This window comes from Amycolatopsis japonica, assembly GCF_000732925.1.
In the GTDB taxonomy this organism is placed as follows: domain Bacteria; phylum Actinomycetota; class Actinomycetes; order Mycobacteriales; family Pseudonocardiaceae; genus Amycolatopsis; species Amycolatopsis japonica.
The window spans coordinates 7,354,902-7,373,021 of sequence record NZ_CP008953.1 but is presented as its reverse complement, the minus strand read 5'-3'; the positions used below and the strand labels follow the sequence as shown (position 1 = coordinate 7,373,021).

Annotated in this window: 20 protein-coding genes; 11 read left to right on the top strand and 9 right to left on the bottom strand. The window is 67.5% G+C overall.

Annotated features, from left to right (window positions below; genetic code table 11):
* Positions 1–45: 45 nt before the first annotated feature.
* Positions 46–465: a Sec-independent protein translocase protein TatB gene (gene tatB, locus AJAP_RS33840; protein WP_038519076.1), complete on the top strand. Its 420-nt coding sequence runs from the start codon at positions 46–48 to the stop codon at positions 463–465.
* 86 nt (positions 466–551) lie between these two features.
* Here tatB and AJAP_RS33835 read toward each other — a convergent pair whose 3' ends face one another.
* Genes AJAP_RS33835 through AJAP_RS33820 form a run of 4 tightly spaced genes read right to left on the bottom strand, consistent with a single transcriptional unit; the run spans position 552 to position 4,463 of the window.
* Positions 552–1,697 carry an Mrp/NBP35 family ATP-binding protein gene (locus AJAP_RS33835; protein ID WP_037332142.1) on the bottom strand — a complete coding sequence of 382 codons (1,146 nt, stop codon included), beginning with the start codon at positions 1,695–1,697 and terminating at the stop codon, positions 552–554.
* 9 nt (positions 1,698–1,706) lie between these two features.
* Entirely contained in the window at positions 1,707–2,216 is a 510-nt protein-coding gene (locus AJAP_RS33830) for a DUF1003 domain-containing protein (protein WP_037332140.1), read from the bottom strand.
* Entirely contained in the window at positions 2,209–3,507 is a 1,299-nt protein-coding gene (locus tag AJAP_RS33825; RefSeq protein ID WP_038519074.1) for a magnesium transporter MgtE N-terminal domain-containing protein, read from the bottom strand. The genes AJAP_RS33830 and AJAP_RS33825 overlap by 8 nt, the downstream gene beginning before the upstream one ends.
* A 44-nt stretch (positions 3,508–3,551) precedes the next feature.
* On the bottom strand, positions 3,552–4,463 hold the full coding sequence (locus tag AJAP_RS33820) for an aminoglycoside phosphotransferase family protein (protein WP_038519072.1): 912 nt from the start codon (positions 4,461–4,463) through the stop codon (positions 3,552–3,554).
* An 88-nt stretch (positions 4,464–4,551) separates the two neighbouring features.
* Here AJAP_RS33820 and AJAP_RS33815 point away from each other — a divergent pair, with 88 nt between their 5' ends.
* Positions 4,552–5,391 carry a slipin family protein gene (locus AJAP_RS33815; RefSeq protein ID WP_038519069.1) on the top strand — a complete coding sequence of 280 codons (840 nt, stop codon included), beginning with the start codon at positions 4,552–4,554 and terminating at the stop codon, positions 5,389–5,391.
* 108 nt (positions 5,392–5,499) lie between these two features.
* Here AJAP_RS33815 and AJAP_RS33810 read toward each other — a convergent pair whose 3' ends face one another.
* Genes AJAP_RS33810 through AJAP_RS33800 form a run of 3 tightly spaced genes read right to left on the bottom strand, consistent with a single transcriptional unit; the run spans position 5,500 to position 6,935 of the window.
* The gene (locus tag AJAP_RS33810; RefSeq protein WP_038524390.1) at positions 5,500–6,144 is read right to left on the bottom strand and encodes a DUF4190 domain-containing protein; all 645 of its coding nucleotides are present in this window, start codon (positions 6,142–6,144) and stop codon (positions 5,500–5,502) included.
* Positions 6,145–6,196: 52 nt separating this feature from the next.
* A complete protein-coding gene (locus tag AJAP_RS33805; protein ID WP_038519068.1) occupies positions 6,197–6,586 on the bottom strand; it encodes a DUF4190 domain-containing protein in 390 nt (129 codons plus the stop codon).
* A 31-nt stretch (positions 6,587–6,617) separates the two neighbouring features.
* Positions 6,618–6,935: a DUF4190 domain-containing protein gene (locus AJAP_RS33800; protein WP_051972673.1), complete on the bottom strand. Its 318-nt coding sequence runs from the start codon at positions 6,933–6,935 to the stop codon at positions 6,618–6,620.
* A 158-nt stretch (positions 6,936–7,093) separates the two neighbouring features.
* Here AJAP_RS33800 and AJAP_RS33795 point away from each other — a divergent pair, with 158 nt between their 5' ends.
* The 7 genes from AJAP_RS33795 to AJAP_RS33765 all read left to right on the top strand — a co-directional run bounded on the left by AJAP_RS33795 (position 7,094) and on the right by AJAP_RS33765 (position 14,367).
* Complete coding sequence (locus tag AJAP_RS33795) at positions 7,094–8,290, top strand: acyl-CoA dehydrogenase family protein (RefSeq protein WP_037332128.1); 1,197 nt, start codon at positions 7,094–7,096, stop codon at positions 8,288–8,290.
* 60 nt (positions 8,291–8,350) lie between these two features.
* Entirely contained in the window at positions 8,351–8,866 is a 516-nt protein-coding gene (locus tag AJAP_RS33790; protein WP_038519063.1) for a general stress protein, read from the top strand.
* 225 nt (positions 8,867–9,091) lie between these two features.
* A complete protein-coding gene (locus AJAP_RS33785) occupies positions 9,092–10,414 on the top strand; it encodes an ABC transporter substrate-binding protein (RefSeq protein WP_038519060.1) in 1,323 nt (440 codons plus the stop codon).
* A complete protein-coding gene (locus AJAP_RS33780; protein WP_038519058.1) occupies positions 10,411–11,361 on the top strand; it encodes a carbohydrate ABC transporter permease in 951 nt (316 codons plus the stop codon). The genes AJAP_RS33785 and AJAP_RS33780 overlap by 4 nt, the downstream gene beginning before the upstream one ends.
* Positions 11,361–12,203, top strand: a complete 843-nt coding sequence (locus tag AJAP_RS33775; RefSeq protein WP_038519055.1) for a carbohydrate ABC transporter permease — start codon at positions 11,361–11,363, stop codon at positions 12,201–12,203. The genes AJAP_RS33780 and AJAP_RS33775 overlap by 1 nt, the downstream gene beginning before the upstream one ends.
* A 3-nt stretch (positions 12,204–12,206) precedes the next feature.
* Entirely contained in the window at positions 12,207–13,385 is a 1,179-nt protein-coding gene (locus AJAP_RS33770) for an ABC transporter ATP-binding protein (RefSeq protein ID WP_038519052.1), read from the top strand.
* Between the two features lie 220 nt (positions 13,386–13,605).
* Positions 13,606–14,367 carry an NPP1 family protein gene (locus AJAP_RS33765; protein WP_038519050.1) on the top strand — a complete coding sequence of 254 codons (762 nt, stop codon included), beginning with the start codon at positions 13,606–13,608 and terminating at the stop codon, positions 14,365–14,367.
* A gap of 7 nt (positions 14,368–14,374) precedes the next feature.
* Here the strand turns inward: AJAP_RS33765 and AJAP_RS43260 are convergent, their stop codons facing one another.
* Entirely contained in the window at positions 14,375–14,614 is a 240-nt protein-coding gene (locus AJAP_RS43260; protein ID WP_073847526.1) for a PspC domain-containing protein, read from the bottom strand.
* 160 nt (positions 14,615–14,774) lie between these two features.
* On the opposite strand from AJAP_RS43260, the gene AJAP_RS33755 reads away from it, so the two are divergent.
* Positions 14,775–15,698, top strand: a complete 924-nt coding sequence (locus tag AJAP_RS33755) for a hypothetical protein (RefSeq protein ID WP_038519047.1) — start codon at positions 14,775–14,777, stop codon at positions 15,696–15,698.
* A gap of 67 nt (positions 15,699–15,765) precedes the next feature.
* On the opposite strand, the gene AJAP_RS33750 is transcribed toward AJAP_RS33755, so the two are convergent.
* On the bottom strand, positions 15,766–16,446 hold the full coding sequence (locus AJAP_RS33750) for a TetR/AcrR family transcriptional regulator (protein ID WP_038519045.1): 681 nt from the start codon (positions 16,444–16,446) through the stop codon (positions 15,766–15,768).
* 122 nt (positions 16,447–16,568) lie between these two features.
* On the opposite strand from AJAP_RS33750, the gene AJAP_RS33745 reads away from it, so the two are divergent.
* The gene (locus AJAP_RS33745) at positions 16,569–18,092 is read left to right on the top strand and encodes an MFS transporter (protein WP_038519043.1); all 1,524 of its coding nucleotides are present in this window, start codon (positions 16,569–16,571) and stop codon (positions 18,090–18,092) included.
* Positions 18,093–18,120: the final 28 nt, after the last annotated feature.

The following is an 18,120-nucleotide window of genomic DNA, read 5'->3' as shown; positions in this document are numbered from 1 at the left end:
CGGGTACCCTGAACGGGGAAGACGCCGAGGCGGAGGTTCACACGGGTGTTCGAGAGTGTCGGCTGGGGAGAGATCCTCATCATCGTCGTCGCGGGTCTTTTCATCCTCGGTCCGGAGCGGCTGCCTGAAGCGGCGTCCTGGGTGGCGAAGAGCGTCCGCAAGGTCCGCGACTTCGCGACCGGGGCCAAGACGCAGCTGCGCGAGGAGATGGGCCCGGAGTTCGATCAGCTGCGCAAGCCGCTGGAGGATCTGCGCGGCCTGCGGAACTTCGACCCGAAGCGGGTCGTCACCCAGCACCTGTTCGACGGTGACACGGATCCGCTGGGGCTCAACAACGTCAACGGCACCAACGGGGCGAACGGCGCCAACGGTGCCTCGAAGCCCAACGGGCACCCGGCGCCGGCTTCGCAGCCTGAGCCGCTGAAGCCCGGTGAGCGCCCTCCGGTCGACCCGGACGCCACCTGACCCCCAACGCATTTAGTCCTCTGGATGCGATCCTTGCGTGCGCAAGTACCGCATCCAGAGGACTAAATGCATGAGGAGGGGGACGGTCAGCGGCCCGCGGGGGTGACGTTCAGCATCATCCCGGCCAGCCCGCGCGCCCGGACGGTCAGCTTCTTCGCCGCCTCCTTGAGCACGAGCGACGCCGGCGCGTCCGGCTCGGCCAGCACGATCGGCGTGCCCGCGTCGCCGTTGGAGACCACGCGCGGGTCCATCGGGACCTGTCCGAGCAGCGGCACCGTCGAGCCGACCGACTTCGACAGCGAGTCGGCCACGGACTGCCCGCCACCGGAGCCGAAGATCTCCATCTTCTGCCCGTCGGGCGTCTCCAGCCACGACATGTTCTCGATGACCCCGGCCACCCGCTGCCGCGTCTGCAGCGCGATCGCGCCTGCGCGCTCGGCCACCTCTGCGGCCGCCTGCTGCGGCGTCGTGACGACCAGGATCTCCGCGTTCGGGATGAGCTGCGCCACCGAGATCGCGATGTCGCCGGTGCCCGGCGGCAGGTCCAGCAGCAGGATGTCGAGGTCGCCCCAGAACACGTCGGCGAGGAACTGCTGCAGCGCGCGGTGCAGCATCGGCCCGCGCCACACCACGGGGGTGTTGCCCGGGGTGAACATGCCGATCGAGATCACCTTCACGCCGTGTGCCTGCGGCGGCATGATCATGGTGTCGACCTTGGTCGGCTTCTCCCGCGCGCCGAGCATCCGCGGCACCGAGTGTCCGTAGATGTCCGCGTCCACCACGCCGACGGACAGCCCGCGTTCGGCCATCGCGGCCGCGAGGTTCACCGTCACCGAGGACTTGCCGACGCCGCCCTTGCCGGACGCGACGCAGTAGACGCGCGTCAGCGAGCCCGGCTGCGCGAACGGGATCACCGGTTCGGCGGCGTCACCGCGCAGGGATTTTCGCAGCTCCGTGCGTTGCTCGTCGCTCATCACGTCGAGCTCGACCCGGACGTCGTTGACGCCGGGGAGCTTCTTGACGGCTTCGGTGGTGTCGTTGGTCAGCGTCGCCTTCAGCGGGCAGCCGGCGACCGTCAGGTAGATCCCGACGGTGACCACACCGTCCGAGCCGACCTCCACGTCCTTGACCATGCCGAGTTCGGTGATCGGTTTCTTGATCTCCGGGTCGTACACGGCCTTCAGCGCGGTGCGGACATCGTCGACGCTGGGGAGTTGCTGCGTACTGGTCACAGGTCCATGTTACGTACCGGTAGGCGTGCGGTCGGGTTTGGCCTTGCGGGGCTTGGCGTCAAGATCCTCACGGAGCCGGTCGAGCTCGCCCCGCAGGAAGTCCCGGGTGGCGACCTCGCCGAGCGCGATCCGCAGCGACGCGAGCTCCCGCGCGAGGTATTCGGTGTCGGCCTTCGTCTGCGCGGCACGGTTCCGGTCCTCGTCGAGGGAGACGCGGTCGCGGTCGTCCTGCCGGTTCTGCGCCAGCAGGATCAGCGGCGCGGCGTACGCGGCCTGCGTCGAGAACGCCAGGTTCAGCAGGATGAACGGGTACGGGTCCCACCGCAGCGAGACCGCGACCAGGTTCAGCACGATCCAGACGATGACGATCAGCGTCTGCCAGAACAGGTACTTGCCGGTGCCGAGGAACCGCGCGATCCGTTCGGTGAACCGGCCGAACGAGTCGGGGTCGATGTTCAGCCTGAACCGGCTCTGGCCGCGGGGCTGGTCGAGCCGCCGCCCGGACGTCAGTTCAGGCACGTTCGGCCTCCTCGGTGATCTCGCCGGTGATGTCGTGCAGCCCGGTCTCGCGCCAGTCCTCCGGGAGCAGGTGGTCGAGCACGTCGTCGACGGTGACCGCGCCGAGCAGATGGTCCTCGGCGTCCACCACCGGCCCGCAGGTGAGGTTGTAGGCGGCGAAGTAGCGCGTGACCTCGGACAAGGTGGCCTTCGGTCGCAGCGCGGGCAACTGGGAGTCGATGGCGGCCGCCACCATCTCCGCGGGTGGCTCGCGCAGCAGCCGCTGGAAGTGGACGACGCCGACGAAGCGCCCTGTCGGCGTCTCCGTCGGCGGACGGCAGACGAACACCATGCTCGCCAGCGCCACCGGCAGGTCCGCGTTGCGGATGTGCGCGAGCGCCTCGGCGATCGTGGCGTCCGGGGTCAGCACCACCGGCTCGGGGGTCATCAGACCGCCCGCGGTGTCGGAGGAGTACTCCAGCAGCCGCTTCACCGGCGCCGACTCCTCGGGTTCCATCAGCTCCAGGAAGCGGTTCTGCTCGGCGGGCGCCAGTTCGGCCAGCAGGTCGGCGGCGTCGTCGGGGTCCATCGCTTCGAGGATGTCGGCGGCGCGTTCCTCGGCGAGATAGGACAGCAGTTCCTTCTGGTCGTCCTCGGGAAGCTCCTCGATGACGTCGGCGAGGTGCTCGTCGTCCATCGCGTCGGCGACCTCGTGCCGTCGTTTGAGCGGCAGATCGCGGACCGTGGCGGCGACGTCGGCCGGGCGCATCGTGTCGAACAGCATCAGCAGTTGCGCCGCGCCCTGGGTCTGGCCGGTCAGATCGGTGAGCCCGAGCCCGGACACCTCCGACCACGGCAGCACCTGCATCGCCGAACGCCGCCTGCCGAGCCCGAGCCTGCTCGACCGTTCGCGGATCGCGAGCTTCGCGAGCACCCAGTCCCGCGTCCGCGTCGGTTCCATGGCCGCGTCGACGACGGTGATCCTGGTGTCCGAGCCCGCGAGCGTGGCGTACGCGTCGAAGAGCTGCCCGACCACGAGCACCTCGTTGGGCCGCTGGTGGAAGCGCCGCATGTTCACCGATCCGGTGGCGAGCGTGACCGCGCTGGGCTCGATCGAGGTCACCCGCAACATCGGCACGAACACGCGGCGCCTCGTCGTCAGCTCGACCACGATGCCCAGGATCCGCGGCGGCTGCTGATCGAGGCGCAGGCCCGCCACCAGGTCCCGCACCTTGCCGATCGATTCGCCATCGGGCCCGAAAACCGGCAAACCGGCCAGCTGAGCTGCGAATACCCTGTTCACGGCTGCCATGCCCGAAGGTTATCCGCTCCCGGGGCCCGCGACGATTCGTGTGATCACCGCAATGCCCAGGCCGCGATTCCGGGGACGGCGGCGTAGGCCGGGTCTTCGGCGATGGTCTCGGGCGAGGCGCCCTCGGCGAGGTCTTCGTACAGCCAGGTCCAGTTCTGCACCGCGCGCACGAGCGTCCACGCCCGCGCCCGTTCCGCGTCCACCCCGGCCGCCGCGCAGAACCACTTGAGCTTGTCGTCCATTGTGGACTCTTCCGCGCGGTTCCAGAGGATCGAGATCGCGCCGAACTCCAGATCACCCGAAAGCGGCTTCGGGTCGATCACCAGCCACGGTTCGCGCGTCCCGGCGAGGACGTTCTCGAAGTGCAGATCCTCGTTCACCATCAGCTCACCGGCTTCCGGCCCGAGGTTCACGCAGATTTCCACCGCCGCGTCGAGGTACTTGCGCTCGAACGGTTCGCCCAGTTCGCTCCAGGTCTCCGGGAGTTCGGTGACCAGCTCCGCGGCCTCTTCCCGAAGAGAACGCTGCAGTGCTTCGGGAGCGGGGACGGCCAGCCGCCGCGCCAGCGCTCCGACCGTCTCGACGGCCTCCTGGATCGGCTCCGTTTCCAGCGACCGGGTCGCGTCGAGCCGCTCCAGGAGCAGCACACCGTCCTCGGGCACGTTGTCGTACATCAGGACCGCGCCCTGACCGGCCCAAGTGGACAGTGCGAGCGGTTCGTCGTCGGACTCCTCGTGCGGCCAGCCGAGTTTGAGGATCGCGGGGGAGCCGTCCGTGCGGCGCACGGGCTGCGCGACACCGACGAAACCGTGCATGGCCTCGCCGTCGTATTCGAGTTGCCACTTGGCGGTGTACTTCTCGGCGAGGAACGGGAGGGAATCGAGCCACTCGGCGGCTCCGGGGCCGAGGTCGGCGGCGCGGTCGAGGAACTTGGGCGGGATCTTGAAACCGGTCACGAACCCACCTTGGCAGGCCTGTCCACCGTGTTTCCCCCGTGACTCGCCGGGCGTACCGTGAACAGCGAGAACAACCCCGGGAGCAGCCATGGTGGTGGAGATTCTCAGTGCGGTCGCCGTCGCGGGCGGAGCTTGGCTCGCGGCCAGCCTTCGCGTGGTGAAACAGTACGAACGCGGTCTCGTGTTCCGGTTCGGGCGGGTGCGCCCGGCCATCCGGGAGCCGGGGCTCGCGCTGCTCGTGCCGATCGCGGACAGACTGCAGAAGGTCAACATGCAGATCGTCACGATGCCGATCCCCGCACAGGACGGCATCACCCGCGACAACGTCACCGTGCGGGTGGACGCGGTCGTGTACTTCAAGGTGATCGACCCGGTGCTGGCCGCGGTCAACGTGCAGGACTACCGCTCGGCCGTCGGGCAGGTCGCGCAGACCTCGCTGCGGTCCATCATCGGCAAGAGCGACCTGGACGACCTGCTGTCCAACCGCGAGCGGCTGAACGAGGGCCTGGAGCTGATGATCGACAGCCCGGCGCTGGACTGGGGCATCCACATCGACCGGGTCGAGATCAAGGACGTCGCGCTGCCGGAGTCGATGAAACGCTCGATGTCACGCCAAGCCGAAGCCGAACGCGAGCGTCGGGCGCGGGTCATCTCGGCCGACGGCGAACTGCAGGCGTCGCACAAACTCTCGCAGGCGGCGGCGACCATGGCCGACACCCCGGCGGCGCTGCAGCTGCGGCTGCTGGAGACGGTCGTGCAGGTCTCGGCGGAGAAGAACTCGACGCTGGTTCTGCCGTTCCCGGTGGAACTGCTGCGCTTCCTGGACGCGAACACGCCCAAGAAGGAGGCGCTTCCGGAGGACGCGCCGGCCAATGGTCAGGTGGCGCCGGCGCCGAGGGAACCGGGCGACGTGGGTCAAGTTCCGTGAGCGGTATCCGGGTTGCGAAAGCCACTTTCGCAACGTTGAAGGTTGCGAAAGTGGCTTTCGCAACATCGGCCGTGACCGGGCCCGGCCCCGCCCGGACGAGGCCCAGCGCTAGTCGAGCTCGCCGTTCACCCCGAGGATGATCATCGTCCCGATGAACCCGACGTACAGCGCGATGACGATGTACGCGATGACCACCGCCGCGAGCGCGATGCCGCGTCCGCCCGCTTCGCCGCGGTTCGCCTTCGCCAGCCCGATGTGCCCCAGGATCAGCCCGACGATCACGGTGACGCACGAGCAGATCCCGACGAGCGAGCACACCAGCCCGGCGATCGCCATCCCGTTGTCCTGCGAACGCGGGGGTGCCGCCATCGCGTACGGGTTGTACGGCTGCGGCGGCGGATAAGCGGCAGGCAACGGCACGGGCGTGTACACCGGAGGAACCGAAGTGTCCGGAGCCGTGAAGGGCGGTGGGACGGGCTCGGCGGTCAGCGGGTCGATGGTCTGCCCGTACGTCTCGACCGGGACGGGAGTCTGCTCGGGAACAGGAGCCGGGTCGGGCGCGGAAGCCGAAGGCACCTCGAACGGGGCGGGCGGCACGAACGGCGGGGGCGGGGTGAACGGCTCCGGCGGCTGGAACGGCTGCGGGCTCGACGCGGTCTCGGACGCCGAGGACGCGGAAGTCGGATCCGAGAAGGTGTTCGAGTCGGTGTAGGACGACGTCGACGGTGTGTCCTGCGAGTCGGAACTGCTCATCCGGTTGGCCCCCTGGTTCGTGCGGGACACCACCGTATCGTCCGGGGACGGGTCACGAGACGCCCGCGGCACCGATCGCGAGCACCACGAAGATGAACCACAGGATGACCGGGATCAGCCACAGCCCGGTGACGACGTACCCGATGATCATGCCCGCCTGCGCCATGCCCTGGCCGCCGGCTTCACCGCGTTTGGCCTTCGAGAGCGCGATGTGCCCGAAGATGATCCCCAGGATCGCCGGGAAGCACATGAGCAGCCCGATCAGCGAGCACACCAGCGACGCCACCGCCATGCCCTGGTCCGGCGGCCGCACATAGGCCTGCTGGACGTAGTACTGCTGCGGCGGCGGTTGGTACGGCTGGAGTCCGTAGGGCTGCTCGAACTGCCCGGACGGCTGATGCCCGTACGGCTGCTGTCCATACGGGTCGTGCGGATTCGTCATGCTGGTCCCCTCGTAGACGAGGACCGTATCGCTACCGGAAAGCGCCGTGTTTCGCGGCGACGTTGAGCAGGACCGGGATCGCGATGGCGTACAGGACGATCATCAGGTAGCCGACGATGAACGCGGCGAGCGCCATGCCCTTGCCGCCGGCCTCACCGCGCCGGGCTTTCGCGAACGCGACGTGCCCCAGGACGATCCCCGGGATCACGGACACCAGCCCGATCAGCCCGAAGAGTGAAAAGATCAAGGCGACCGTCGCGAGGCCGGAATCCTTGCTCCGCGCCGGAGGCTGGTTCGGGAAGGCGTACTGCTGTTGCGGCGGGAACCCGCCGAAAGGCTGCTGAGCCACGTTTCGTCCCCCTCGGACTGTGATCGGCTTGTCACTGTAGTGGCATGCTCACGGATGGCGTACGCGTGACTGCGCTCATAGCGAGGTCCCACGTCAGACGGCATACTCACCGGTAACCCAGCGCCGGGAGCCCGGTGCGCGCGAATTTAGGAGCAGCGATGGCTCGCCTCGCCCAGACCGCCGGCTTGACCGACGTGCAGTCCGAAATCCTGGCCACGGTCCGCCAGTTCGTGGACAAGGAGGTCATCCCGCGCGCGCAGGAACTCGAGCACTCCGACACCTATCCCGCCGAAATCGTCGAGGGGATGAAGGAGATGGGCCTGTTCGGGCTCACCATCCCGGAGGAGTACGGCGGCCTCGGCGAATCGCTGCTGACCTACGCGCTCGTGGTCGAGGAGATCGCGCGCGGCTGGATGAGCGTCTCCGGCGTCATCAACACGCATTTCATCGTGGCGCACATGATCAAACAGCACGGGACGCCGGAGCAGAAGCAGCACTTCCTGCCGCGCATGGCGACCGGTGAGGTCCGCGGCTCGTTCTCGATGTCCGAGCCGGACCTCGGTTCCGACGTCGCCGCGATCAAGACCCGCGCCCGCAAGACCGACGACGGTTACGTCATCGACGGTTCGAAGATGTGGCTGACCAACGGCGGCAGCTCCAACCTGATCGCGCTGCTCGTCAAGACCGACGAAGGCGCGGAGAAGGCCCACCAGAACCTCACCACGTTCCTGATCGAGAAGCCCGAGGGCTTCGGCGAGGTCGCGCCCGGCCTCACCATCCCCGGCAAGATCGACAAGATGGGCTACAAGGGCGTCGACACCACCGAAGCCGTGTTCGACGGCTACAAGGTCGGTGCCGACAAGGTCCTCGGCGAAGCGCCGGGCAAGGGCTTCGCGTACATGATGGACGGTGTCGAGGTCGGCCGGGTCAACGTCGCCGCCCGCGCCTGCGGTATCGCGATCCGCGCGTTCGAACTCGCGGTGGAGTACGCCCAGCAGCGCAAGACCTTCGGCAAGGCGATCGCCGAGCACCAGGCGATCGCGTTCAAACTCGCCGAGATGGCCACCAAGGTCGAGGCCGCGCACCTGATGATGGTCAACGCCGCCCGCCTGAAGGACTCCGGCGCGCGCAACGACGTCGAGGCCGGCATGGCGAAGCTGATCGCGAGCGAGTACTGCGCCGAGGTCACCCAGGACTCGTTCCGCATCCACGGCGGCTACGGCTACTCCAAGGAGTACGAGATCGAGCGCCTCATGCGCGAGGCGCCGTTCCTGCTCATCGGCGAGGGCACCAGCGAGATCCAGAAGACCATCATCAGCCGCGGTCTGCTCCGCGAGTACAAGTCCCGCTCCTGAACGTTCGCGCCTTTCGCCCGTCCTTGAGAAGATGGACCAGGACGGGCGAGAGGTGATTACGTGAGTGCTCCCTTTGGCGGAAGCGGCCGGACCGCGGGTGGGCTGCCCAGGCTGCCGACACCGCCTTCCGGCTGGCCGATCGGTTCCTACGCGACGTACGGCGAAGCCCAGCAAGCCGTCGGCTTCCTCGCGGAGAAGGAGTTCGGGGTCACCGACGTGACCATCGTCGGTGTCGACCTGATGCTCGTCGAGCGCGTCGTCGGCAGGCTGAGCTGGGGACGGGTGCTGGGCACCGGCGCGGTGTCCGGCGCGTGGTTCGGCCTGATCATCGGGCTGCTGCTGGGCATGTTCAACAACCAGGGTTTCGCCTGGCAGCCCATGATCGGCGGGCTCGTGCTCGGCATCCTGGCGTGGACGGTCTTCGCCGCGATCAGCTACAGCATGTCCCGCCGCGACTTCTCCTCCGCGAGCCAACTGGTCGCCGGCCGTTACGACGTGCTCTGCCAGCCGCGTTCGGCCGAACAGGGCCGTGAGCTCCTGGCCCAGCTGGCGTTGGGCGGCCGCCCCGCCGGATGACATTCGGCGGTACTCGTTCACCTGTTCGTCGTGCAGTCCGCTGAATCGTTACCGATACTGCTTGCGGGCGGTGATCGCCCGGAATAGGTTGCACAACACCAGTCGGGCGGTCATGTACTCCAGCGTGTCCGCCCGAGCACTAGCACGTCGGGGTGCTGGCGCGCGGGCTTCTTCAACGCGTCCTAGTGCCGCCGTTCCCCAGGCGTGCGCGGGTGAGGAGGCCTCATGGGGAAGAGGATGAGCGCGAGCCGGAGGGGCCGCTCACCAGGCCGCACCGGCTCGCTACTCGGCGCGACAGCGCTGACGGTCGGCCTGCTGGCGGGCTGCGGTTCGGATGCCGGACTGAAGATCAACGTCTACTACGCGCCCGAAGACAATTTCCAGTCCGTTGTGGACGATTGCACGAAGGCCTCGGGCGGGCGGTACGAGGTCGTCTACAACAAGCTCCCGCGACCGGCCGACGGCCAGCGGGAACAGATGGTGCGCCGCCTGGCCGCCGGGGACGATTCGCTCGACGTACTGGGGCTGGACGTCACGTGGGTCTCGGAGTTCGCCGAGGCGGGCTGGATCGACGAATGGACGGGCGAGGCCAAGGCCGAGGCGACCGAGGGTGTCCTCCCGGGACCGCTCGAAACCGCCACGTGGAACGGAAAACTCTACGCGGCGACCAAGAACACCAACGTCCAGTTGCTCTGGTACGACGACCGGCTGACGCCGACGCCGCCGAAGACCTGGGACGAGATGATCGACCAGGCGAAGGCGCTCAAGGCGCAGGGCAAACCGGCGAACGTCGTGTTCACCGGCGCGCAGTACGAGGGCCTCGTCGTCATCTACAACACGCTCGTCGAGTCCGCGGGCGGGAAGATCCTTTCCGACGACGGCAAGTCGGTCGTGATGGACGCCGGCGCGATCAAGGCACTGGAGATGCTCAAGAAGGTCACCACGGCCGGGATCACCGACCCGTCGCTGACCAACTCGAAGGAGGACGAGGTCCGTCAGTCCTTCCAGCGCGGCAACGCCGCCTTCGAATTGAACTGGCCGTTCGTCTACGCCTCCTACGCCAAGGAGAAGAAGGACGAGCTGAAGCACTTCAAGTGGACCACCTATCCGCAGCTCGAAGCGGGGAAGCCCGCCAAGACCACGATCGGTGGCTACAACCTGGCGGTCAGTTCGACCTCGAAGCACAAGGCCGAGGCCACCGAGGTCGCGCTGTGCCTGCGCAGCGCGAAGAACCAGAAGTTCTCCGCGCTCAAGGACGGCGTCCCGCCGACGATCGAATCGCTCTACACGGACACGCTGCCGCTCGACGCGACGGCGCCGCAGAGCGACGACAACCCGAGCATGGAAACGAAGTACCCGATGCGGGAGACGATCCTGGACGCGCTCAAGGACGCGGCGGTCCGTCCGCTGACCCCGGCGTACCAGAACGCTTCGACGGTGTTGTCGAAGGTGCTTTCCCCGCCTTCTGAAATCGATCCGCAGAAGACGGCGGAGAAGCTGAAGGAACAGCTCGCCGACGCGCTCCAGTCGAAGGGAGTGATCCCGTGACCGTGCAGGAGACCGCCGGTTCGGCGACCGCGAGCAAACCGGGCAAGAAGGCGAAACCGGTTCTCAGCGAAGGAAAGAAGGCCGAGCGCAGACTCGGGCTGTGGTTGTGCGCCCCGGCGGCGATCGTGATGATCGCGGTCACCGGGTATCCGATCATCTACTCGATCTGGCTCTCCCTGCAGCGCTACGACCTCAGGTTCCCGGCGCAGCAGGAGTTCGTCGGCCTCGACAACTACATCGCGGTGCTGTCCAACGGTTATTGGTGGACGGCGTTCGGGACGACGATGGGGTTGACCATCGTTTCGGTGGTGATCGAGTTCGTGCTGGGCATGGGCCTGGCGCTGATCATGCACCGGACGCTCGTCGGCCGGGGCCTCGTGCGGACGGTCGCCCTGATCCCGTACGGCATCGTGACCGTGGTCGCCGCGTTCTCCTGGTACTACGCCTGGACGCCGGACACGGGTTATCTGGCCAACCTGTTCTTCCCGGACAGCGCGCCGCTGACCGAATACTGGCCTTCGCTGGCGATCATCGTGCTGGCCGAGGTGTGGAAGACGACGCCGTTCATGGCGCTGCTGCTGATGGCGGGGCTGGCGCTGGTGCCGGACGACCTGCTGAAGGCCGCGTCGATGGACGGCGCGACGGCGTGGCAGCGGTTCACGAAGGTGATGCTGCCGGTGATGAAGCCGGCGATCCTGGTGGCGCTGCTGTTCCGCACCCTGGACGCGTTCCGCATCTTCGACAACATCTTCGTGCTCACCAACGGGGCGCAGGACACGTCGTCGGTGTCGATGCAGACCTACAACAACCTGGTCAAGGGGTTGAACCTCGGGATCGGGTCGACGATGGCCGTGCTGATCTTCATCACGGTGGCGATCATCGCGTTCATCTTCATCAAGGTGTTCGGCACGGCCGCACCCGGTAGTGACAATGGGGGTAAGCGCTGATGGCCATCGGTGGAGCGGTCACTCCCGGCCGCAAGTTCAAATGGGGCCTCGTCGACCTCCTGGTCCTCGTGTTCGCGCTGTTCCCGGTGCTCTGGGTGGTCTCGCTTTCGTTCAAGACCAAGGAGACCTTGGACGACGGGAACTTCATCCCGTCGGAATGGACGTGGCAGAACTACGCCGACATCTTCGAGACCACGGAGTTCATCAGGGCACTGGTGAACTCGATCGGCATCGCGATCATCGCGACGGTGATCGCGGTCGTCCTCGGCACGATGGCGGCGTACGCGATCGCGCGGCTGGACTTCCCCGGCAAGCAGGTGCTGGTCGGGATGTCGTTGCTGATCGCGATGTTCCCGCAGGTCTCGCTGGTGACGCCGCTGTTCAACATCGAACGTGAGCTGGGGTTGTTCGACACCTGGCCGGGGCTGATCCTGCCCTACATCACGTTCGCGCTGCCGCTGTCGATCTACACGCTTTCCGCGTTCTTCCGGGAAATCCCGTGGGAGCTGGAAAAGGCGGCGAAGATGGACGGCGCGACCCCGGCGCAGGCGTTCCGGAAGGTGATCGCGCCGCTGGCGGCACCGGGCGTGTTCACCACCGCGATCCTGGTGTTCATCTTCTGCTGGAACGACTTCCTGTTCGCGATCTCGCTGACCTCGACCGAGGCCTCGCGCACGGTCCCGGCGGCGTTGTCGTTCTTCACCGGGTCCTCGCAGTTCGAAGACCCCACCGGGACGATCTCCGCGGCCGCCGTGGTGATCACCGTCCCGATCATCCTGTTCGTGTTGTTCTTCCAGCGTCGCATCGTGGCGGGGCTGACGTCCGGTGCGGTGAAGGGCTGACCCATGGCTGAAATCGTTCTCGAAAAAGTGTCCAAGAAGTACCCCGACGGCGCCCTCGCGGTGTCCGAAGTGGACATCACGATCGCCGACGGTGAGTTCATCATCCTGGTCGGCCCGTCCGGCTGCGGCAAGTCCACGACGCTGAACATGGTCGCGGGCCTGGAGGACATCTCCTCCGGCGAACTGCGTATCGACGGACAGCGCGTCAACGAGAAGGCGCCCAAGGACCGGGACATCGCGATGGTGTTCCAGTCCTACGCGCTGTACCCGCATATGAGCGTGCGGGAGAACATGGCGTTCCCGTTGCGGCTGGCCAAGGTCGACGACCGGACGGTGCGGGCCAAGGTCGAGGAGGCGGCGCAGATCCTCGATCTGACCGGTCATCTCGACCGCAAGCCGGCGAACCTCTCCGGCGGGCAGCGGCAGCGCGTCGCGATGGGGCGCGCGATCGTCCGCAACCCCAAGGCGTTCCTGATGGACGAGCCACTGTCCAACTTGGACGCCAAGCTCCGCGGCCAGATGCGGACCTCGGTGTCGAAGATCCAGAAACAGCTGGGCACGACGACGCTCTACGTCACGCACGACCAGACCGAGGCGATGACCCTCGGCGACCGGGTCGTCGTGCTCCGGGCGGGCTACGTGCAGCAGATCGGGTCGCCGCAGTTCCTCTACGACAACCCGGCGAACCTGTTCGTGGCCGGATTCATCGGCAGCCCGTCGATGAACTTCGTGCCCGCCACGCTGGAGAACGGGACCGCCCGCAGCGCGCTGGGCGACATTCCGCTCACCGACCGGGTGCGGCAACTGGTCGAAGCCGCCGACGCGCCGCGTGAGGTCATCATCGGCATCCGGCCGGAGCATTTCGAGGACGCCTCGCTGGTGGACGCCAACGCCCGTCAGGGCGCGACGTTCACCGCCCACGTCGACGTCCTCGAGTCGATGGGTTCGGAGAAGTTCGCGCACTTCTCGGTCGAAGGGGAGGCCGCGTCGTCGTCCGACCTCGCGGATCTCGCCGCCGACAGCGGATCCTCGGACGTTCCGGGCGCCGAGTCGCAGATCGTCGCCCGCCTCTCGGCGGCGTCCTCCGCGGCGGAGAACCAGAATGTCGAGCTGTGGTTCGACGCGGACAAGATCAAGTTGTTCGACGGAGCCAGCGGCAAGAACCTGACCTACACCGACTAGGTCTCCTGTAGTGCGTGAAAGCCCCCTTCCCTCGGCTCAGCCGCAGGAAGGGGGCCTTCACGCGAGTTCGCCGCCCAATCACGCGAGTTCCGCCTTCAATCACGCGAGTTCGCCGTCCGATCACGCGTGTGCGGCATTCACGCGACTCCCCACCTTCGGCGGTTTACGCCTCTGGAGGTGATCGGGAATCCTCCCCGGTACCGAGAGAAGGGCGCCTCCCTTGCCGAAGAAGCTTTCACGCCGTCTCCTGCAGGGCCTGGTCGGCGCGGTCCTGCTCACCACGCTCGCCCCGGCAGTCGCCTGGGCCGAACCCCCGCAGGCGCTGCCGTCGAACGCGACCGAGGCCGACCGCACCTGGCAGCCCGCGTTCGATTACGACACCGACGGCTGCTACCCGACCCCCGCGATCTCGCCCACCGGCGCGGTGGCGACCGGACTCAAGAACTCCGGAGCCCTCAACGGTCAGTGCCGGGACAGGTCCGACCTCGACAATACGAACTCCTACGCGCGATCGAAGTGCAACAACGGCTGGTGCGCCCACCTGTACGACCTGTACTTCGAAAAGGACCAGGCCGTCCCGCTCGTCGACTGCTGCGGGCACCGGCACGACATCGAACACGTCGTCGTCTGGGTCAACGAGGGCCAGGCCCGGTACGTCTCGACGTCCGCGCACGGCAACTACTCGACTTACGACCGCTCGAAGGTCTCCTGGGAGGGGACACACCCGAAGATCGTCTATCACAAGGACGGCGCGAGCACCCACTGCTTCCGCATCGCGAGCGCGACCGAGCCGCCGGAGAACCACTACAACGCCTGGCAGTACCCGGATCTCGTCAGCTGGGACGGATTCCCGCCCGGTATCCGCGACACGCTCGTCCGCGCCGACTTCGGCAGCGCGAGCCTCGCGATCAAGGACGGCTCGTTCGAATACAACCTGGGCAAGGCCAAACCGGCCGGGATCCCCTTCGATCCCAACGCCTGAGGCCGGCTCAGTACTCGCTCTCGGGCAGGGCGAGCCACAGCACGAGATAGACGATGAACTGCGGCCCGGGCAGCAGGCAGGACAGCACGGCGAGCAGGCGGACCTTGCCCGGCGTGGTACCGAAACGTTTGGCGATCCCGGCGCAGACGCCGCCGATCATGCGGCCCTGGCGCGGTCGGGTCAAGCGGGCGGCTACGGGGTTCGTCACGGGTCTTCCCTCTCTGTCATCACTGTGTGTGAAACCCATTTTCGTCGAGTGGCGGCCAGCCCGCATCCCACCGCGGAACGAAACGCACCCCTAAGGGCGTGAAATCGAGGTAAAGCACCCACCTGGGAAAACGCGGCGAGCCCTGTGTTCTTCGCCCGTAGGGGGTGGTGTTCCCGGATCTTTTGACGATACTGCTCCGGTGCCCCCGAAGAGACTGAGCGCAGTACTCTGCGGCCTGTTCCTCGCCGCGGCCTGTGCCACGCCCGAACCGGCGGTGCCTTCGCCGACCACGGCGGGCGACGAGGCCTTGACCGCTTCCGAGGCGCTCGGCGAATACTCGTCGCTCGATTACTGCAGCCTTGTCGACCAGCGGAAAGTGATCGGCGGCGGAAACGCGGTCAAACCGCCGCTGTCCTCTTTCGAGTTCTGCCGCCTCGAATTCGTCGAGGGCGCCAATCGCTACACCGTGACCACCGGCCCGATCACTTCCGGGCAGGATCCGAACAATCAGCCCTACGAATACGCCGGGCCGCTGCCGGAGGGCCTCAGCGTCCAGCAGTCGACGTTCAACGAGGACACCGTCTGCACGCGGCTGCTCACCTTCGCCGACGGGATCCGGCTGTCCGTCGCCGTCACCTCCGACGACAAGGCGCCTGCCGACCAGGCCGACCGTTGCCGGACCGCGGACGCGACGGTCGGCAGCGCGGCCGGGGTGATCGCCGCGCGCACGGTCGGGCGGCTGAACCTCGACCAGCGCTCGTGGGGCCGCGTCGCCCCGTGCGCGCTGCTGGATCAGCACGAACTCGACGCCGCCGCCGGAGCGGAGACCAAACCGGCCCCGGCGCTGTCCGGGCACAGCTGCATCCGCGGCAAGGTCAGCTTCTCGCTGTCCGTCGGCGCGGACACCACGCCGGGCGCGACGGAGGCGCTGGGCGGGCGGCAGGCCCAGGTCGCTACTTCCGGCGCGTTCTGCCAGGTGACCACTCACCGGCCGATCCCGGGCACCCCGGACCGGGTCGAGCAGGCGGCGCTTTCCGTGGTCGGTGTCGACGGCGCGGCGGAGGACGTCACCTGCGGGGCGGCACGGGAGGTCGCCGCCGCCGTGTTCCCGAAGCTCCCCTGACGCGTTTCGTCCTCTGGATGCGGTCCTTGCACGCGCAACTACCGCATTCAGAGGACGAAACGCGGGGTCAGGAGCGCAGCTTCGGCAGCCGGAAGGAGCACATGACTTCTTCCAGAGCCTCGACGTCCAGCGGGGGATGCGGCAGCGGGGTTGCGCGGCCCGGTTCGGCACGCAGGCCGTCCAGCAGCATCGCGAGGCACCGGCGCCACAGGTCCGGCTGGATACCGTGCGTGAACTCGATGACCGAGCCGATCATCTGGTGCAGCAGCGGCATGTCCGTCGGCACGATGTCGGCGCGGAGCACTCCGGCGGTCTGAGCCCGTTCGACGAGCTGTGTGATCAACGGCACCATGCGCGATTTCGCCTCGGCGACACGCTCCTGGCCGAAGACGTTCGACAGCATGACTTCCCGTAACCCGCGGTCACCGGCGTGCAGTTCGGCCGCACGCCAGGTGAAGTCCGCGAAGCCGTCCCACGGGTCTTCGGCGCGAAGCGCTTCTTCGGCGAACTCGCGGATCGTCTCGAACTGGTCGACGAACATCGCCTCGACCAGGTGTTCCTTGCTGGGAAAGCGGCGATAGACGGTGCCGACGCCGACGCCGGCGTGATGCGCGACGTCGTCGAGCGTCGCTTCGAGCCCGCGCTCGCCGAAGACGTCGCGTGCCGCCGCGATGATGCGTTGCCGATTGAGTTCAGCGTCGCGCCGCAGCGGCCGCGCCGGTGCGGCGGGAGCGAGGTCCCGAGCCATTCGTCCAGCTTAACAAACGAAGTAGAGGACACGTCTCCACTTCTTGTGTACCTTGGGCGCGGAAAGGGGAGATACCTACTCCACATAGCTTCTTCGTCACTATCGGTGAGGAAACCGCCCGTATGTCTGACTCATCCACCGCTGTCGCCACGCCGCCGGGGGACGCGGCCGCGCAGCACTCCAACCCGCACCACGCCAGGAGATGGCTGATCCTGGTGATGATCGGGCTCGCCCAGCTGATGGTGGTGCTCGACGCCACCGTCGTGAACATCGCGCTCCCGTCGGCGCAGCGGGACCTCGGCTTCTCGAACGACGCCCGCCAATGGGTCGTCACCGCCTACGCGCTCGCGTTCGGCAGCCTGCTCCTGCTCGGCGGGCGGCTCGCGGACCTCTTCGGCCGCAAACGCGCGTTCCTCGTCGGGCTCGCCGGCTTCGCCATCGTGTCCGCGATCGGCGGCGCCGCGAGCAGTATCGAAATGCTGCTCGTCGCCCGTGCGGCACAGGGTGTCTTCGGCGCGCTTCTCGCCCCGGCGGCCCTTTCGCTGCTGACCACGACGTTCACCGATCCGAAGGAGCGCGGCAAGGCGTTCGGTGTCTTCGGAGCCATCGGTGGTGGCGGCGCGGCGATCGGCCTGCTGCTCGGCGGCGTGCTGACCGAGTACCTCGACTGGCGCTGGTCGATGTACGTCAACATCATCTTCGCGGTGATCGCGTTCGCCGGTTCGTTCGTGCTGCTGAAGAACTCCGAGACCGAGGGCCCGCGCCCGAAGCTCGACATCCCCGGCACGATCACCGCGTCGGCCGGTCTCTTCGCGCTCGTCTACGGCTTCGCGAACGCCGAGCGCGACTCGTGGTCCTCGATCTCGGTGTGGGGTTTCCTCGCCGCCGGTGTCGTGCTGCTCGCCGCTTTCGTGGTGATCCAGCAGCGTGCCGAACATCCGCTCCTGCCGCTGCGCGTGCTGCTCGACCGCGACCGCGGCGGGTCGTACCTCGCGATGTTCCTGCTCGCCATCGGGATGTTCTCGATCTTCCTGTTCCTCACCTTCTACATCCAGCTGAACCTCGGGTTCACGCCGGTGCAGAGCGGTGTCGCGTTCCTGCCGATGGTGGCCACCCTGATGGCCAGCGCGACGTCGGCGACGGCCGTGCTGCTGCCGAAGTTCGGCGCGAAACCGTTGGTGTCACTGGGAATGCTGATCGCCGGGGCCGGGCTGTTCTGGCTCTCGGCCATCGACGTCACGAGCACGTACACCGGCGGGGTGCTGTTCCCGCTGATGGTCATGGGCGTCGGCATCGGCCTCGCGATGGCGCCCGCGATGAGCGTCGCGACCTTCGGTGTCGACACGCACGACGCCGGTGTCGCGTCGGCGGCGGTCAACACCGCGCAGCAGGTCGGCGGCTCGATCGGGACCGCGCTGCTGAGCACGCTGGCCGGTAACGCGGCGACGTCGTTCACTGCCGGGAAGGTGCCTTCGGCGCAACTGGCTGCCGAAGCGGCGGTGCACAGCTACACGACCGCTTTCGTGTGGGGCGGGTGGATCTTCGTCATCGGTGCGGTGATCTGCGGGCTGCTGCTGCGGTCGGGTGCTCCGGCGAAGGCTCCCGAAGGCGCTTCGGAGGCTACGCCGGTCGCCGTGCACATGTAGGCCCCTCGAATGCTAGGAAAGGACCGTT

What these genes read in the sequence shown, in the direction of transcription:
- AJAP_RS33825 (WP_038519074.1), bottom strand. Translation starts at nt 3,507, where the DNA reads ATGGCAGCCGTGAACAGGGTATTCGCAGCTCAGCTGGCCGGTTTGCCG.
- AJAP_RS33815 (WP_038519069.1), top strand. Translation starts at nt 4,552, where the DNA reads ATGGTGGTGGAGATTCTCAGTGCGGTCGCCGTCGCGGGCGGAGCTTGG.
- AJAP_RS33810 (WP_038524390.1), bottom strand. Translation starts at nt 6,144, where the DNA reads ATGAGCAGTTCCGACTCGCAGGACACACCGTCGACGTCGTCCTACACC.
- AJAP_RS33805 (WP_038519068.1), bottom strand. Translation starts at nt 6,586, where the DNA reads ATGACGAATCCGCACGACCCGTATGGACAGCAGCCGTACGGGCATCAG.
- AJAP_RS33795 (WP_037332128.1), top strand. Translation starts at nt 7,094, where the DNA reads ATGGCTCGCCTCGCCCAGACCGCCGGCTTGACCGACGTGCAGTCCGAA.
- AJAP_RS33785 (WP_038519060.1), top strand. Translation starts at nt 9,092, where the DNA reads ATGGGGAAGAGGATGAGCGCGAGCCGGAGGGGCCGCTCACCAGGCCGC.
- AJAP_RS33775 (WP_038519055.1), top strand. Translation starts at nt 11,361, where the DNA reads ATGGCCATCGGTGGAGCGGTCACTCCCGGCCGCAAGTTCAAATGGGGC.
- AJAP_RS33770 (WP_038519052.1), top strand. Translation starts at nt 12,207, where the DNA reads ATGGCTGAAATCGTTCTCGAAAAAGTGTCCAAGAAGTACCCCGACGGC.
- AJAP_RS43260 (WP_073847526.1), bottom strand. Translation starts at nt 14,614, where the DNA reads ATGGGTTTCACACACAGTGATGACAGAGAGGGAAGACCCGTGACGAAC.
- AJAP_RS33750 (WP_038519045.1), bottom strand. Translation starts at nt 16,446, where the DNA reads ATGGCTCGGGACCTCGCTCCCGCCGCACCGGCGCGGCCGCTGCGGCGC.
- AJAP_RS33745 (WP_038519043.1), top strand. Translation starts at nt 16,569, where the DNA reads ATGTCTGACTCATCCACCGCTGTCGCCACGCCGCCGGGGGACGCGGCC.